Source organism: Vibrio mytili (assembly GCF_000830505.1).
GTDB lineage: Bacteria > Pseudomonadota > Gammaproteobacteria > Enterobacterales > Vibrionaceae > Vibrio > Vibrio mytili.
The window spans coordinates 12,748-30,237 of sequence record NZ_JXOK01000037.1; the positions used below are offsets into that span (position 1 = coordinate 12,748).

Here is a 17,490-nt window from a genome sequence, read left to right on the forward strand (position 1 = left end):
AGAACGCAGCATGATTATCACCAATGTTAATTTGGTTCTAGACAACGAAGTGGTAAAAGGCTCATTAGAGTTACGTGATGGCAAAATCGTGAGCATGTCAGATTCGCAAAGTCAGGTCGCAGGGGCTTATGATGGTGAAGGTGATTACCTCATGCCCGGGTTTATTGAACTGCATACCGATAATCTGGAGCAGTACTTCACCCCACGACCAAAAGTGGATTGGCCACCGTTTTCAGCTATGAGCGCGCACGATACTCAGTTAATCGGCTCGGGCATTACGACGGTGTTGGATGCGGTTTCGCTGGGGGACTTTCGCGACGAGAAACGTCATACCAACCTTGATCTGTTTATTAACACCGTTACAGATAGCCAAAAGCGAAATCTCACCCGTGCTCAGCATTTATTGCATCTGCGTTGTGAAGTACCACATGAAAGTACGGTCAGTATTTTTGAGCGATATGTCAATCGACCAGAAGTGAAGCTGGTGTCTTTGATGGATCATGCCCCAGGTCAACGCCAGTTTGTCGATCTAGAAAAGTACCGTACTTACTATCAAGGCAAACATAACTTATCAGACAGTGAGATGGCCGCTTATGAGAAGAAGCAAGTCGAGTTGTCTCTGCGTTGGTCAACGCAAAATCGCAATGAGATCTGTCGCCAATGTCGGGAGCATGGCATTCCCACCGCTAGCATGATGATGCGACTGCAGCTCACGTCGAAGAGTCGAAATCGCTTGGTATGGTTATCGCGGAGTTCCCTACCACGGTTGAAGCGGCCAGAAAGTCTCATGAAATCGGGCTTAAAGTATTGATGGGTGCGCCAAATGTGGTTCGTGGTGGTTCGCATTCAGGTAATGTCGCGGCACACGAGCTCGCTTCTCTCGGTGTGTTGGATATTCTCTCTTCTGACTATTACCCAATGAGCTTACTTGAGGGGATTTACACGCTCGCTTCGGATGAAAGAAACCGTCTCACGTTACCTCAGGCGGTTCAACTGGTCACTAAAAACCCAGCGGAAGCACTTAACTTGCAGGATCGAGGCACTATTGCAGAGGGCAAGCGAGCAGACCTTGTTTTGGCGAAGCAAGTCGATGGTCACCCTTTGGTGGCTCGTGTTTGGCGAGAAGGCAAAAAGGTGTTTTAGCCAATGATAAGCGATTCAACATTAGAAGCATCTTCGGATGCTTCTTTTTCATCGGTCCTTGATGGGCATCCTGAACCCAGCGCATGCAGCGACCTTAACCAATGCCACCATCGAATCAGTAACAATCGAATGGCGAAAATATATTATGTTATCGGTCCCTCCGGTGCGGGCAAAGATACCTTGCTAGATGCGATACGTTCGGCATATCCACAAGACATCATCGTGGCCCACCGTTACATCACGCGTCCTTTTGGAGCGGGTGGAGAAAACCACGTAGCGGTGAGTGAGTCGGAATACCTATCACGGCAACAAAAAGGCCTGTTCGCCATGAGTTGGCAAGCCCATGGTCTTTATTATGGGATAGGGGTTGAAGTGAACACATGGCTAGACAAAGGATTTTCGGTATTACTCAATGGTTCACGGGCAGAGCTCGCACAAGCGCAGCGATGCTTTGGGGAGAGCCTTGTCCCTGTGGTAGTGAATGTCAGGCTTGAGGTATTGCGCGCTCGCTTGCAGCAGCGTGGGCGTGAATCTGCGCAAGAGATCGAACGCCGGTTAAGAAGAGCAGTCGAGTATTCGTTAAGTGGTGATCCGTCCTACCATCAAATTGATAACAGCGGAGACATAAACAGCAGTGTCGCGCAATTTAGCCAGATACGATGTCAGGTTGAAGGAGTCCAACCATGAAACTAGTTATGCTCGGCACAGGCAATAGCGCGATGGTGCCAGTTTGGGGCTGTGAGTGTGAGATCTGCTCAGCGGCTCGATTGGATAAGCGTCTTCGCCGTGAAAAAAGCTCTGCTTATGTGGAGCATAATGGGCGCAAACTATTACTTGATGCGAATGCGCCTGATCTCCTTGCGCGGTTTCCTGCAGGTTCCTTCGATAGAATTTTATTAACCCATTACCACATGGATCATGTGCACAGTTTATTCGATCTTCGATGGGGCAAGGGGGAGCCCATCCCTGTCCATTCTCCTGAAGACGAACAAGGTTGTGATGATTTGTATAAATATCCGGGAGTGCTGGATTTTTCTTATCGTGCTCATGCGTTTGAGCCGTTCGAATGGCAAGGGATTACGATCACGCCTTTGCCTCTCAATCACTCCCGACCTTGCTTGGGCTATGCCTTTGAACTGGATGGTAAGTGTATCGCGTACCTCACCGACACCAATGGTCTCCCCGATCTAACCACACAATGGCTTGTGCAACGTGATGTGAACTGGGTAGTGACGGACTGCAGTTTTCCACCCATTGAATGTGAGCAAGCAAGACTGAGTAAGAATCACAATGATATTCACCAAGTGGTCAAAATCGCCAAAGAAAGCCAAGTCGCAAACATCGGCATGATGCATTTGGGACATGATGTGTTGCTGTGGGCGAAGCAGAATCCACACTGCTTTTCTCCAAGTTTTCAGCTTCTATATGATGGACAAGAGATTGAGCTTTAAGTGAGTCTCTATTTTCACTGACGTTTCAGATGGTCGGTTTCTATTTGTGTCTTTAAGCTTGAAACAAAACTGCCAAGCCAGTGTAAAAACGCAACCGTATTGTCACAATTGCCTGTATCAAGTCGAGATAATAACTGATTGAAAGTTAATTCTATTTTTAAGGTGTGTTTAATTGTTGTACAGGTGGTCTGTTCATGAATTCGTCATAAAAATATACAAAAGACGTAAAGAATTAACGTTCTAATAGGCAACATATAAATACCAAGATGGAAATGAAAACTATGGTCTCGACCATGCCAGAATTGTCGGTTGTCTCTGATGTGAGTGAAATGAATTCGCCGCAATTAGGACGAAAAGTTCTTGAAACCCGATCGCTAACCAAGTCATATCAAGAAGGAAAAGTGGTACTCGATGGCATTAGTGTCGAGCTACACGCTGGAGAGTTTGTTGCGGTTGTTGGCCGTTCCGGTGCTGGCAAGTCAACGTTCCTTCATACGTTAAATGGAACGATTCCCGCCACCAGCGGTGAGATCCTAAACGTTCATAAAGATCTGTCTACTGATAACGTACTGTCGATGTCGCGCAAGGAGCTTCGTGAATGGCGTAGCCACTGCGGCATGATTTTCCAAGATTTTTGTTTGGTACCACGATTGGATGTCATTTCAAATGTATTGCTTGGCAGATTGAGCCATACCTCGACACTGAAATCATTGCTCAAAGTATTCAATGATGAAGACAAAGCGCAGGCCATCCAACTTCTCAAGTGGTTGAATATGTTGCCGCACGCTCTCCAACGAGCAGAAAACTTGTCTGGTGGTCAGCAGCAACGCGTTGCGATTTGTCGCGCAATGATGCAGAACCCGAAAATACTGTTGGCGGACGAACCCGTCGCGTCACTTGACCCGAAAAATACCGTTCGAATCATGGAAGCACTGCAAAAAGTGAGTCGTGATGGGGTAGCGGTGATGGTCAACCTTCACTCTATCGAATTGGTTCAGGAATACTGTTCTCGTGTCATTGGCCTAGCAAAAGGCAAAGTGATTTACGACGGGCATCCTTCTGGCTCGATGAACATGTTTTGCATCGCCTTTATGGTGATGAGATAGACCAAATCAATTAATTCCAATCTTAATCATACAACTGAAGTTAAACATTTAAGGACTCGTGATGAACAAGCTTTTATACGTTGGTATGGCAGTGGCAGCTGCAATCACTTTTAACGCGAATGCAGCAGCACCAAAAGAAATCAACCTAGGCATTTTGGGTGGTCAAAATGCGGCCGATCAAATTGGTGACAACCAGTGTGTTTCTGATTTCCTTAACGCTGAACTCGGCGTAGAAACTAAGATTCGTAACTCCAGTGATTACAACGCGGTTATCCAAGGTTTGCTTGGTGAGAAAATTGATCTTGTTGTGAATATGTCTCCAAAGTCTTATGCAGAGGTTTACCTCAACGACCCTAAAGCGGTGGATATTGTTGGTATCACGGTGGATAACACCGACAATTCTCGCGGGTATCACTCGGTCATCTTGGTTAAAGAAGATAGCCCATATCAATCCATCGAAGATTTGAAAGGCAAAGTCTTTTCGTTTGCCGATCCTAACTCAACATCAGGCTTTCTTATTCCAAACAACCAGTTGACGAAAAAACTAGGCGGCAATATGGACAACCAATTTGATGGCTTCTTTAAGTCGGTTGGTTTCTCTGGTGGTCATGAACAAGATATCGTTGGTGTGCTTAACGGTCAGTTTGATGCGGCCGTCACTTGGTCTTCAATGGTGGGCGACGCAGACAAGGGTTACACTGCGGGTGCATTGACTCGTTACATCGAGCAAGATCCAGAGCTGATGAACAAAGTTCGCATTATTTGGAAATCACCATTGATCGCTAACGGTCCTACCATCGTGAGCAATCGCCTTGATCCTGATTTCAAAAATGACTTGGTCACAGCGGTTAAGAAACTTGCTAAAGAAGAGAACGAGTGTTTTAGCAAAGCTGCGGGTGGCTCACTTCATCTAGAAGACACTACGGTTGCCGAATACCAGTCAATCATCGATTTGGTAAAAGCGACGAAATTCGCTCAACGTTAATCTCTCCTAAATCAAGCTAGTGGGAAACCACTAGCTTGACAATTCTACGGTCAATTTCATGCAGTTCGAACAATACTACCAACAAGCTCGTCGTAAGCAGAAGATGGATGCACTGATGTGGTCCTCTGTATTTATGATGCTTTACTTACTGTCTGGGCACTATGCCGAATTCAGTCTCACGACCATCCTTCGCAATGCGCCAGCGCTGCTCGACTACATTCGTGAGACGATCCCGAATTTGTCATGGGATGTGCTATTTGCTAGCCGAGATGAGGCTGGCAGAGCCGTACCCGGTTCATTGATTTATTGGGGCTACCGTTTACATATTCAGATTCCACTTCTTTGGGAAACCATCAATGTTGCCATTGCGGCAACGTTAGTTTCTTCGGCGATTGCTATTGTATTGGCGTTCTTAGCGCGAGTAACGGTTATGCACCTGCACCAGTACGCTTAGCTGTTCGATCATTCGTAGCCTTTTTACGTACCATGCCAGAGCTTGCGTGGGCGGTGATGTTTGTTATGGCCTATGGTGTGGGAACTTTCCCCGGCTTTGTCGCACTGACTTTGCACACCATTGGCAGTTTGACCAAGTTATATTACGAATCTATCGAAACGATTTCTGATAAACCCGTAAGAGGATTAAGCTCCTGCGGTGCAACGCCGATACAGCGATTGCGCTTTGCGTTTTGGCCGCAAATCAAGCCTTCCGTGCTGTCTTTCATGTTTCTTCGCTTTGAAATTAACTTCCGTTCATCGACCATTCTTGGCCTGGTTGGGGCGGGAGGTATTGGGCAAGAGCTGATGACCAACATTAGTTGGGTAGACACGACCAAGTGAGTATTACGCTGCTTCTGATCATTATTGTGGTCGGGTTGATCGATACCGCTTCGGGTGTATTGAGAAGGAAAGTCATTACGGGAGACGCAAAATGACCGAGATTCAAGGCATGACGTTAGAGCAAATAAAACAGCAAAACAGTGAAATATTCTCGCGTCAGAAACGTTACTTAACCATGGTCGGAGTGCTCACGGCGAGTGTGCTTATCTATTATCTTCTGTTCTTTTATTTTTTTAGTGTTTCATTTGAACAGTTCAAAATGGGTAATAGTAAAATCCTGAGCTATTTTACACACATGTTTATCTGGCGAGACTTTTGGGACTGGCCATTTGCTTACTACTTTAAACAAATTGCCATTACTTTAGCCATTGTCTTTGGTGGTACGCTGACCGCGTCACTCGTCGCACTGCCTTTATCCTTTTTAGCAGCGCGTAATGTGATGACGGGACCATTGAGTTTTATCGTAACGATCATGCGCCGTATCTTTGATGTGATGCGTGGCATCGACATGGCGATCTGGGGGATGATCTTTGTCCGAGCAGTAGGGCTTGGTCCGTTAGCGGGTGTGATGGCCGTGTTTATTCAAGATCTAGGGTTGTTTGGTAAGTTGTATGCTGAAAGCCATGAGGCCGCTGACAAGAGGCCATCACGTGGACTAGCGGCACTGGGTGCCAATAATCTGCAAAAGCATCGGTTTGGCATCTTCACCCAGTCGTTCCCAACTTTCCTTGCGTTAACCCTGTATCAACTTGAGTCCAATACGCGATCCGCAGCCGTACTAGGCTTTGTGGGCGCGGGCGGTATCGGTTTGGTGTACGCAGAAAATATGCGGTTATGGAACTGGGATGTGGTGACGTTTATCACGCTGGTATTGGTTGTCATTATTATGGGATTAGACAAGGTATCGAGCATCCTGAGACAAAAATACATTGTGGGAGAGGAAATCTCTCTTTACGAAGCGCGTTAATACCAAAATTACTCCCTAAAAAGTTAGCCTGAGATATGGCTAGCTTTTTGTCACTTTTCTTCATATTTTTATGTTTTTTCTCATATTTCTTTTCTTTTTCCCCTCATATACTTCTCTAAACTGTTTAAAACTGGAACCTCGTCCAAATTCTAGAAAATACCACATAAAAGTGGATTGATGTCCTGAATAGATAATGCTTTCGTTTGATATAATCGGTCGATACAACAATCCTAATAGAGAGTCTATTCATGTTGCAGAACTTTACTATCAAGCAGAAGGTCGTCATCCCGCTGTGTTTGATCATCGGATTATTTGCCGTGAGCTCCGTGCTTAACGTGATGACGTCATGGAGACAGGCCAAACTTAGCGACACGCTGAATGAGCAAATTGTGCCAAGCTTGTTTTCTTTGGAAGATGCCTATCGCGATCTCTATCAGGCCACCTCAGCAGTGCAAGGTGTTGCACTGTCAGAGGAACAAAAAGACATAGATCACCACCTTGCTGAATATAAAGATAATGCTTACAAAGCGATACCACGCATGGAGTATGTCTTGAAGCTATCCGAGGCGGGGGTATTGCCATCGACTCATGCAAATGAGGTACAAAAGTTACTGAGTCTAGCGAATGTGTGGCTACAAAGTTATGAAAGTATGCTTAAAAAGCCTCAGGCGCAATGGATCACCTATTATCACGAGCACAAAAATACGTTCGAAAGCCAGTTTGTTGATGTCCGTGCGCAACTGAATGTGGTGAAAGAGGAGATAGAAGAGAAGCAGATTGAGTTAGAGCGTGATATCTCGGCCGCGACCACTCGAGGTCAACTGATTCTCGAAGCTGGCATTGTTGTTGTGGTTCTTGCCGCGCTTGGTATGGCGTACTTACTTCTACAGACGGTGGTGAAACCAATCAATGGCATCAAAGATGCGATGGCTCAAATCGCTTCTGGAGATGGGGATTTAAGCCAGCGAATTGACATCAAAACTCAAGATGAAATCGGTCAACTAGCAAATGCGTTTAATCTGTTTGTTTCTAAAATCCAGGCGACAGTCACTCAGGTGATTGATAGCTCGAATACCTTGCGCCAGGAGATGGCGAATTTGACGGCGCTCACCACAACCATTGCAGACTCAACCGAATACCAGCAAAAAGACAGTGAGGCGGTTGCTGCGGCAGTTCATGAAATGCAGGTAACCAGTCGCAATGTCAGTGACAGTGCAAATGAAGCGGCAATGGCGAGTCAAACGGCCAATGATGAACTTACCAATACCAACGTTATTTTGGAGCAAACAGTCGGATCGATTCGTAGGCTGGCAGGTGAAATCGACAGTGCAGGGCAAGTGGTTAATACTCTGGATACCGACGTGAGCAACATTGCTTCGGTACTTGATGTGATTCGTGGCATTGCGGAGCAAACCAATTTGTTGGCGCTGAATGCGGCGATTGAAGCGGCACGCGCTGGTGAACAAGGGCGAGGTTTTGCCGTTGTGGCCGATGAGGTTCGCTCTTTGGCGAGTCGCACGCAACAAAGCACGGGTGAAATCCAAGAGATGATTGAAAAGCTACAGTCTGGTGCAGGTCAGGCTGTCGAGGTGATGCGCAATAGTCAAAATAGCAGCGATGAAACCATCACTACCGCAGGAAGAGCCAGTGAGTCACTCTCTGAGATTCTTAATGCGATTGCTCGCATGAATGAAATGAACACCCACATAGCGACCGCGGCAAGTCAGCAGAGTACGGTAAGTGATGAGGTCAATACTAATGTGCAAGGGATTGCGGATAGTAGTACGGCGATTGTCGATGTGGTAACCAAAGCCCAACAATCATTAGCGTTACTTTCTGATCAAACTCAGCGTTTGGATCAACAGGTGAGTCAATTCAGAGTATAAACGTCCTGAAGATGGCAACCCTAGGGTTGCCTCTTTAGTATTGGTCGCTTGTTAATCACTCGTTATTAATAGTGAGTTGTTATTTATGGTTTGAGTCTTATTAACGTGTTGTTACACACCGTGCGAGATCAAAAGGTAGACATTTTCTTCGTTTTTTGTACAGCTTTTCATGTATTTTCCCACTGTTTTCCACTCTTATCGTCAAAATAGTTGCTCACAATAAACTGTGATTTCCAACGCAAAAATAACCAAAATGGGATCTAGATAACACCTTTGCTACGAACGCATTTTAGGCACTGATCGAAAAGTAAATTTTGTTGTATACACAACACTAGGTAATTATCATCCTAATTAATTGATATCGATCCATTTTGTTAACATAACTAAGTTATGCTCAAGTCTATGCATCGTTTGGAATATTTGTAGAGTGAAGAAGAGAGAGTTTCATGAGACGTAGAACCACGCTATCGCTGCTTATTGCGTCGAGCCTGCTTTTGGCTGGATGTCAACCGAGCCAAGAGGGAACTGAGCAAGGCGGTGGTCCCGCGCAAACGACAGAAGTCGAAGTGATGACTGTCGAACCAGTTCGACAAATGCTAACTGTAGAATTACCGGGGCGCAGCCGCGCATTTAAAGAAGCGGAAGTAAGACCTCAGGTTTCAGGTATTGTTTCTGAACGCAACTTTGTTGAAGGAAGCACAGTTAAACAAGGCCAGTCCCTTTATCAAATTGATGACTCCACCTATCAAGCGGCTTTGTTAAGTGCAGAAGCTCAATTGACACGTGCAATGGCGTCAGAAGACTCCACGTTTTCTACCGTTAAGCGTTATCGAGCGCTAATAAAGAAAAAGTCAATCAGTCAACAAGATTTGGATGAAGCGGAAGCGGCATATAAAGAAGCCAAAGCGCAAGTATTGGTAGCAAAAGCCGCAATCAATACGGCAAAAATCAACTTATCTTACACTCAGGTGAAAGCACCAATTAGTGGTGTGATCGGCAAATCTAGTGTGACGGCGGGTGCTTGGTGACAGCAAACCAAGCGAATAAGCTGGCGATCATCCAGCAACTTGACCCGATCAATATTGATATCGTTCAATCCTCTGCTCAGTTGCTACGTTTGAAATCTGCGCTATCTCAAGGTCACTTACAACAGGATGAATCAGCGGAGGTGACGTTGCAGTTGGAAGACGGCTCGACGTATAAGCACAAAGGCACGATGAAATTCGTCGAGGTCAATGTAGACGAAAGCACTGGCAGTGTCACCCTACGTGCTGAATTCCCGAACCCTGACGGTATCTTGTTACCTGGTATGTTTGTTCGTGCCACCGTTATCACTGGTGTCGACCCTGAAGCGATCTTGATCCCGCAAAATACCGTGACTCGAGATGCCACAGGTAAAGCCACAGTCATGGTGGTTGGAGAAGACAGTAAAGTAGTCGCGACGCATGTCAAAACCGCCGAGGCGATTGACAATCAATGGCGTATACTGGACGGGCTGAAGCCTGGAGATAAAGTCATTACGGCTGGTCTGCAAAAAGTAGGACCAGGTAGCGCGGTAAGTATTCAAACAGGTGAACAGGAGTAATCATGGCACGATTCTTTATCGATCGTCCGGTCTTTGCTTGGGTACTGGCCATCTTAACGATGTTGGCAGGCGTAATGTCACTGTTTAACTTACCCGTCTCGCAATACCCGACGATCTCACCGCCTACCGTCACGATCAGTGCGCGTTATCCTGGGGCCTCCGCCAAAACGGTTGAAGACTCAGTGACTCAGGTGATTGAGCAGAACATGACCGGTCTAGATTACTTACGTTACCTATCATCCAGTAGTGATGCGTTTGGTAATGCAACCGTGACGTTAACCTTCGACAGTGAAGCGGACGCGGATATCGCCCAGGTTCAGGTTCAGAACAAACTTCAATTGGCACTGACGTCACTTCCTAGCGAGGTTCAGAGCCAAGGGATTGTAGTAGAGAAGTCCAACACGTCCTTCTTGTTGGTTGTTGCGCTTTATTCAGAAGACCCTAACTTTACACAGAACGATATTGCAGACTATGTGGTTTCCAATATTCAAGATCCAATCAGTCGTGTATCCGGTGTGGGTAAAGTCCAAGCCTTTGGCGCTCAGTATGCGATGCGTGTTTGGCTTGATCCGTTTAAGCTTGCACAATTTAATCTGACTGCGATTGATGTGGCTGGGGCGATCAGAGAGCAAAATGCGCAAGTTTCTTCTGGTCAACTTGGTGCCGCACCTTCGCAAAAAGGTCAACTGCTGAACGCGACGATATCTTCGGCAAGTCGTTTAAGTAGTGTAGAAGAGTTCCAAGACATCATTCTTAAATCAGACACCAGCGGCGCGAATGTATACTTAAAAGACGTAGCACGTGTAGAGCGCGGCGCAGAAAGTTATGACATTAAAGGACACTTCAATGGCTTCCCTGCGTCAGGGTTGGGACTTTCTTTGGGGACAGGAGCTAACGCGTTAGAAACCGCTACGGCAGTAAAGGAACGTTTAGCTGAATTGCAGGAAAACTTCCCAGCGGGCTTAAAGGTCTCATACCCATTTGAAACAACGCCATTTGTACAAGCGTCTATCAAAGAGGTGGTGAAAACATTACTTGAAGCGATTGTTCTCGTATTTTTGATTATGTATCTCTTCTTGCAGAACTTACGTGCGACCTTGATACCAACGATTGCTGTGCCTGTTGTTCTGCTTGGCACTTTTGCGGTGCTCTATACGACCGGCTTCAGTGTAAATACTCTGACCATGTTTGCTATGGTGCTCGCCATCGGTTTGCTGGTGGATGACGCTATCGTTGTGGTGGAAAACGTTGAGCGCGTTATGCACGAAGATGGTTTAGAGCCGAAAGAAGCCACGAAGAAATCGATGGGGCAGATCACGGGTGCGCTGGTTGGGGTGGGTTTAACACTGTCTGCGGTATTCGTGCCAATGGCATTTATGTCTGGCTCTACCGGGGTTATTTACCGTCAGTTCTCGATTACCATTGTTTCTGCGATGACGTTATCAGTGTTAGTCGCAATTATCTTGACTCCTGCGTTGTGTGCCACTTTGTTGAAGAAAGGCGATGCAGAGCTTTCTGAGAAAAAAGGGTTCTTTGGTTGGTTCAACCGTAAGTTCGATAAGATGACGGAAGGTTATGAGTCTGGTGTGGCGAAAATGCTTAAGCGCACTGGTCGAATGATGCTGCTGTTTGTCGCTTTGTCGGCAGGTGCCGGTTGGCTCTTTAGCAACTTACCTACTTCATTCTTACCTGATGAAGACCAAGGTACGGTCTTCTCTATGGCGATTTTACCGCCAAATTCGACTCAGGAGCAGACAGAAAAAACACTTGAGAAGGTAGAACATTACTTCCTAGAAGACGAAAAAGATGTCGTCAACTCATTGTTTACCGTAGCGGGCTTTAGTTTTGCCGGTCAAGGGCAAAACATGGGTATGGCATTCGTTAACTTGAAAGATTGGTCAGAGCGTGAAGGCCCAGGAATGGACGCTGCATCACTGACTGGACGGGCAATGGGGTATTTCTCAAGCATCAAAGAAGCAATGGTGTTTGCTTTTGCTCCTCCTGCTATTCAAGAACTGGGTAATGCGACTGGCTTTGACTTCTATTTGCAGGACTCTTTAAACAAAGGACATGAAGCTTTAGTGGCGGCTCAAGGACAGTTGCTTGGCATGGCGGCGCAAAACCCTAAGTTGGTTGGTGTGCGACCTAATGGACAAGCTGATGCACCGATGTACCAAGTACATGTCGACCATGTGAAGCTACGAGCACTGAATGTCAGTATAGATGATGTCAATCAAATCCTGTCTTCTGCATGGGGTGGGGCTTACATTAATGACTACATTGATCGTGGCCGAGTGAAAAAAGTCATGCTGCAAAGTGACGCCCAATACCGGATGCAACCAAAAGACTTTGACTCTTGGTATGTACGCAATGCAAATGGTGACATGGTGCCGTTCTCTGCGTTTGCTCACGGTGAATGGACGTACGGCTCACCACAGTTACAACGTTTCGATGGCCTACCAGCGATGAACATCCAGGGCGGTGCCGCTCCAGGCGTGAGTACGGGTGAAGCGATGGCTGAAATCGAAGCGTTGGTACAGAAACTGCCAGAAGGCTTTACTGTCAAATGGACTGGTATCTCGTATGAAGAGCGTTTGTCTGGCAACCAAGCGCCAATGCTTTACGCGCTATCAATACTGGTTGTCTTCCTAGTGCTTGCTGCCCTTTATGAAAGTTGGTCAGTGCCATTTGCTGTTGTGCTTGTCGTGCCTCTTGGGGTACTTGGCGCCGTATTGGCAGTCATGGGGCGCGGTTTGGAGAATGACGTATTTTTCCAAGTAAGTCTTTTGACGACGGTTGGTCTCGCAACCAAAAACGCAATTCTTATTGTCGAATTTGCCAAAGACTATTACCAAAAAGGCGCAGGTCTGTTAGAAGCAACGCTGCATGCGGTTCGTGTGCGTTTGCGTCCAATCATTATGACCTCGTTGGCGTTTGGTCTGGGTGTTATCCCACTGGCGATAAGTTCTGGTGTGGGCTCGGCGGGACAAAATGCAGTCGGTACAGGCGTACTTGGCGGCATGGTGAGTGCGACATTGCTAGGTATCTTCTTTGTTCCAGTGTTTTTCGTGGTCGTCGAGCGGTTGTTTGACCGACGAGCCAAAAAAGAAGAGCGTAACGAAGCACTCGAAGAAGCACATCAAGAGCCTAAACATTAAACTCGGATTTGTTGAAAAACAGTTGCGAGAAGAAATTACCTGACGCAACAAAAAACACCTAACACGAAAGGGCGCCTCGGCGCTCTTTTTTTTAAATTTTTTTCGAAAGAGATCATATTTAATACAACACGTTACGTTCCGAGGTTAAGAAAAACCCCTAAAGTTAGACGATTTGTTACTTAAGATATGATTGGTATTGCCGATGAATTAAGTACGGTTATGCACTAACCAATAAGTAGGCACACTGATATAACGGCACATCGGAAGTGTATATAAATGAAATACTGGATAAGTTTTTCGTGAGGAAAGTATGAATATCAATAACTTAAGTGTTGTTAAGAAAATATCGTTAAGCTATTTAACGGTATTTTTGGTTTTTGCGATAGTGTCAATTATGTTGATGCTAAGTTTATCGGGGTTAAATAAAAATATTCAAACACTCTCGAACAAAAGCTTACCGTCGGTAGCGCTTTTGAAGGGGATCCAAGTTGATATTACTAAAATACGTAAGGATGAATTCTCTTTATTGCCGAACAGTGATAATCCTAAAATTGGTGAGTGGCTAAGAGATCTTGACCAGTGGCGTAAGGACGTTCAATCAGGCATTGCCGCTTATGAAGCATTAGACTTGAATGAACAAGAAACGGCATCGTTTAAAGTGTTTAAAGATACTTGGAATCAGTATATAAAAGAGACCAACCCTTACAATGCTTTATTAAAGCAAGGTGATGCTGCGGGGGCGAATGAGCTTATTTTGTCGAGCTTTCCCACTTATTCCAAAGCATTACAGAGCTTAGACAATTCGTTAACTTTGAATGATAAAGTGGTGGCGCAAATTGGACAAAATGTCCAAAAAGAAGCATCGTCAACGCAGGTGAGTGCTGCCATTGGGGCCTTAAGTATTATCGTGGTGATGGTACTGTCGGCGTTGTTACTGTCTCGAGCGATTTGTCGACCAATTGATCGTGCGCTTAAATTTGCCGCGAACATTGCAAAAGGCCAATTGAACAATGAGATAAATGAAAGTGAGTTGACGAAAGATGAACTTGGTAACTTACTCAAGTCACTGGGAACAATGCAATCCAATTTGCACTCATTAGTGTCAGAAATCAACGACTCGACCATTCAGCTCACTGCTGCGGTAGAGGAGGTTAGTGCGATTTCTTCTCAAACGGCATCTGGCATGCAGAATCAGCAACTTGAGCTCAGTTCGGTGGCATCTGCGATGACCGAAATGCAGGCAGCTGTGAGTGAGGTGGCACAAAATACTGAGGTTGGTGCAACGTCTGCGTATTCTGCATCGGAAGTGGCGAAACAAGGCACAGAAACACTACAACAAACGATAGCGGTGATAGAAAGGGTCTCTGCATCAATCCAAAATTCAGATGATTTAGCTCACGAACTGGAATCTAGTTCAAACAACATCAATGTTGTCGTAGATGTTATTCGTGGTATTGCTGAGCAAACAAACTTATTGGCGCTCAATGCGGCAATTGAAGCGGCAAGGGCTGGCGAGCAAGGACGTGGTTTCGCCGTGGTTGCGGATGAAGTGCGTTCATTAGCACAGCGTACGCAAGATTCGACGTCTCAAATCATTGACATAGTGAGTCAACTGCAACAAAACACCAGTAAAATTGGACAATCGAGCAAAGAGTGTCAAGAAGGGATCGCGTTGTGTGTTGGCCAGGTGAATGAAGCGGGTAGTCAAATTAATAACATTGAACACTCAGTAGACAATATTGCGCAAATGAGTACGCACATTGCGACCGCATGTAGTGAGCAGAACTCTGTTTCAGAAGAGTTAAACCGAAGTGTTGAGCATATTAATAGTGCGTCGACAGAAATGGCGGAAGGGGCTTCTCAAACGGCAGTTGCATGTCAGCAAATTAGCAGTCTTGCTCATAGTTTAAAAGAACGTATGGGCGTATTTAGATTATGATATGGGGGTTGATACTTTGATTAGCCCCGAATTCAACTTCGAAGCGTCATCACTCGCTTTTCGATAACCATCAAAAAGGCAGCCTCTGGCTGCCTTTGCTTTTCTCTAATGAACCGTTGCACGAATACCTAGCGCTTTTATTGCCTAGCGTTTTGGCTGTGCATCAATGCACTGACCGTTCACCTCGGTCACGCTTGGGTCCATGAGATGCAGGTACAGTGGCATTATGTCCTGCGGTGTTTTTAGCGTGTTTGCGTCTTCGCCTGGATAGGCTTTTTCACGCATGCGAGTACGGGTTGCACCAGGGTTTATAGCGTTCACGCGTATTGGTGTATCGCTTAATTCATCCGCGAGCACTTGCATCATTCCTTCCACGGCAAATTTTGAAATAGCGTATGGGCCCCAAAAGGCACGACCAGAGTGGCCCACGGTAGAAGAGGTAAAGACAATACGCCCCGCTTCTGACTTACGAAGGCTCGGCAACAGCGCTTGTGTCATCAAAACTTCCGCTTTTACGTTGATTTGCATGAGGTCGTCAAAATCTTCTTCATTGATTTGTTCAAACGGACACAACGTACTCAGGACCCCAGCGTTATGCAGTAGTCCATCAAGCGTCCAAATTGGCTTTCAATGGTCTCGGCCATATCGATGTAGTGTTGTTTGGTTGCCCCTTTTAAATCAAGAGGGATGATCGCAGGCAGTGGGTAGCCAGCGGACTCGATCTCATCGTAGATGGATTCGAGGTTTGCAACGTTTCTGCCTAATAGAATGACGGTTGCACCGTGTTTGGCGTACGAAAGTGCAGCTTGACGACCGATGCCATTGCCTGCACCAGTAACGAGAATGACTTTATCTTTTAAGGCATCTGCGGAAACGGAGTAGTTCACGGTGTTAAATCCTTATTATTATCTGAGGGCCCACGTAGTTGACGCTAAAAAACGTCCTTTTCTCAATGGTAAATTTTGGTAATCGCGACAAGATGGTTACAATACACCAATTCATGTGTTATACCAATGCCAGAACTTTCGTTAGTTATGTTATTCGAACGCTATCAATCAGAACAAGTGGTTACAATACTTGTTGCCTTCTCGGTGGTATTTCTGCGTAACATATTGGCGTAAATCCTGATCTGGAATATAGGAGCTTTCGTTGGAATTTTTATTAGATTACGGTCTTTTCTTGGCCAAAATTATCACTTTTGTTGCCGCGATCATTGTGTTGTTGATTATTGCTAAATCGGCAGGTGGAAAATCAGGCACGGCGAAAGGCGAGCTCGAAATCATGAACTTGTCTGAACAACACAAACAATCCGTTGAGCAACTCGAACATCATTTACATGATGATGCGTTTATCAAAGCACGTGATAAAGCGGTAAAGAAAGAAGAAAAAGAAAAAAGCAAAGCTCGCGAAAAAGAAATCAAACAAGCGAACAAAGAAGGGACGCTAGACAGCAAGCGTGAACCGCATTTATTCGTTCTAGACTTCAAAGGCAGCATTGACGCGAAAGAAGTGAACTCTCTACGAGAAGAAATCACCGCTATTTTAGCTGTCGCTCGAGAAGGGGACGAAGTCTTACTTCGCTTAGAATCTGGCGGAGGCATGGTTCACGGTTACGGATTGGCTTCTTCACAATTGGATCGCATTAAAGCCGCGGGTTTACCACTCACCATCGCCGTGGACAAAGTGGCAGCGAGTGGCGGTTACATGATGGCTTGTGTGGCGGATAAAGTGGTATCTGCACCATTTGCGATTGTCGGTTCTATTGGTGTTATTGCCCAAATTCCTAACTTCAACAAGTTATTGAAGAAGCATGATATCGAATATGAACAAATGACCGCTGGTGAATACAAGCGCACCTTAACTATGTTTGGCGAAAACACCGATAAAGCCCGTGACAAGTTCAAACAAGAGTTAGAAGAAACACATGGTTTATTTAAAGATTTTATTCGTGAACGCCGTCCAACCTTAGACCTGGATAAAGTCGCGACAGGAGAGCACTGGTTTGGTACTCAAGCTAAAGAACTCGGTTTGGTGGATGAAATCAGTACTTCCGACGATCTTGTCGTCGCAGCATGCAAAGATAAAACAGTGTTAGCGGTGCATTATGTCCAGAAGAAAAAACTGGCAGACAAACTTACAGGCGTGGCAGGTAAAGTCGTAGATGGCGTTATTCTAAAATTGGCAGAGCGTGGCCAAAAGCCGATTGTCTAAAAAGTCTAACCACATGCTGCAATAAACAAAACGCGATAACGCACTTGTTTGTAACACACTTGTTTGTTGCATAGAACGTCAATGAAGAAAGCGGTGATAGTGACAACTCTCACCGTTTTTTTATTCTTGAAGCAAAATCGTTTGTGAATTGAGTTGCTTATCTTTATGTAATGGATTGCATTATATTTTCCCTCGCTCCAAAAGCCAAATATGCGTATAATG

11 protein-coding genes and 3 pseudogenes are annotated in these 17,490 nt (G+C 45.6%); 13 read left to right on the top strand and 1 reads right to left on the bottom strand.

Annotated elements, in window-relative coordinates; translation table 11 throughout:
• The first annotated feature begins 10 nt into the window (after positions 1-10).
• From phnM to SU60_RS10205, 12 genes and pseudogenes are all read left to right on the top strand, one after another.
• Positions 11-1,143, top strand: a pseudogene (gene phnM, locus SU60_RS10155) (alpha-D-ribose 1-methylphosphonate 5-triphosphate diphosphatase).
• A gap of 3 nt (positions 1,144-1,146) precedes the next feature.
• A complete protein-coding gene (gene phnN / locus SU60_RS10160) occupies positions 1,147-1,830 on the top strand; it encodes a ribose 1,5-bisphosphokinase (protein WP_084735747.1) in 684 nt (227 codons plus the stop codon).
• Positions 1,827-2,594 carry a phosphonate metabolism protein PhnP gene (gene phnP / locus SU60_RS10165; protein WP_041155415.1) on the top strand — a complete coding sequence of 256 codons (768 nt, stop codon included), beginning with the start codon at positions 1,827-1,829 and terminating at the stop codon, positions 2,592-2,594. The genes phnN and phnP overlap by 4 nt, the downstream gene beginning before the upstream one ends.
• 272 nt (positions 2,595-2,866) lie before the next feature.
• The gene (phnC, locus tag SU60_RS10170; RefSeq protein WP_245228391.1) at positions 2,867-3,700 is read left to right on the top strand and encodes a phosphonate ABC transporter ATP-binding protein; all 834 of its coding nucleotides are present in this window, start codon (positions 2,867-2,869) and stop codon (positions 3,698-3,700) included.
• A 61-nt stretch (positions 3,701-3,761) separates the two neighbouring features.
• Positions 3,762-4,685: a phosphonate ABC transporter substrate-binding protein gene (gene phnD / locus SU60_RS10175; RefSeq protein ID WP_041155416.1), complete on the top strand. Its 924-nt coding sequence runs from the start codon at positions 3,762-3,764 to the stop codon at positions 4,683-4,685.
• A 58-nt stretch (positions 4,686-4,743) separates the two neighbouring features.
• On the top strand, positions 4,744-5,139 hold the full coding sequence (locus SU60_RS22355) for an ABC transporter permease family protein (RefSeq protein ID WP_245228392.1): 396 nt from the start codon (positions 4,744-4,746) through the stop codon (positions 5,137-5,139).
• Positions 5,028-5,522: a PhnE/PtxC family ABC transporter permease gene (locus SU60_RS22360; RefSeq protein ID WP_245228393.1), complete on the top strand. Its 495-nt coding sequence runs from the start codon at positions 5,028-5,030 to the stop codon at positions 5,520-5,522. The genes SU60_RS22355 and SU60_RS22360 overlap by 112 nt, the downstream gene beginning before the upstream one ends.
• 91 nt (positions 5,523-5,613) lie before the next feature.
• Positions 5,614-6,489, top strand: a complete 876-nt coding sequence (gene phnE, locus SU60_RS10185; RefSeq protein ID WP_041155417.1) for a phosphonate ABC transporter, permease protein PhnE — start codon at positions 5,614-5,616, stop codon at positions 6,487-6,489.
• A 248-nt stretch (positions 6,490-6,737) separates the two neighbouring features.
• Positions 6,738-8,375 carry a methyl-accepting chemotaxis protein gene (locus SU60_RS10190; protein ID WP_041155418.1) on the top strand — a complete coding sequence of 546 codons (1,638 nt, stop codon included), beginning with the start codon at positions 6,738-6,740 and terminating at the stop codon, positions 8,373-8,375.
• Between the two features lie 446 nt (positions 8,376-8,821).
• Positions 8,822-9,960 (top strand): annotated as a pseudogene (locus tag SU60_RS10195) (efflux RND transporter periplasmic adaptor subunit).
• A gap of 2 nt (positions 9,961-9,962) precedes the next feature.
• The gene (locus SU60_RS10200; protein ID WP_041155419.1) at positions 9,963-13,118 is read left to right on the top strand and encodes an efflux RND transporter permease subunit; all 3,156 of its coding nucleotides are present in this window, start codon (positions 9,963-9,965) and stop codon (positions 13,116-13,118) included.
• Positions 13,119-13,428: 310 nt separating this feature from the next.
• On the top strand, positions 13,429-15,057 hold the full coding sequence (locus SU60_RS10205; protein WP_041155420.1) for a methyl-accepting chemotaxis protein: 1,629 nt from the start codon (positions 13,429-13,431) through the stop codon (positions 15,055-15,057).
• Between the two features lie 144 nt (positions 15,058-15,201).
• Here SU60_RS10205 and SU60_RS10210 read toward each other — a convergent pair.
• Positions 15,202-15,944: pseudogene (locus SU60_RS10210) on the bottom strand (YciK family oxidoreductase).
• Between the two features lie 262 nt (positions 15,945-16,206).
• On the opposite strand from SU60_RS10210, the gene sohB reads away from it, so the two are divergent.
• Positions 16,207-17,268, top strand: coding sequence for a protease SohB (sohB, locus tag SU60_RS10215; RefSeq protein ID WP_041155421.1), 1,062 nt, complete (start codon positions 16,207-16,209; stop codon positions 17,266-17,268).
• Positions 17,269-17,490: the final 222 nt, after the last annotated feature.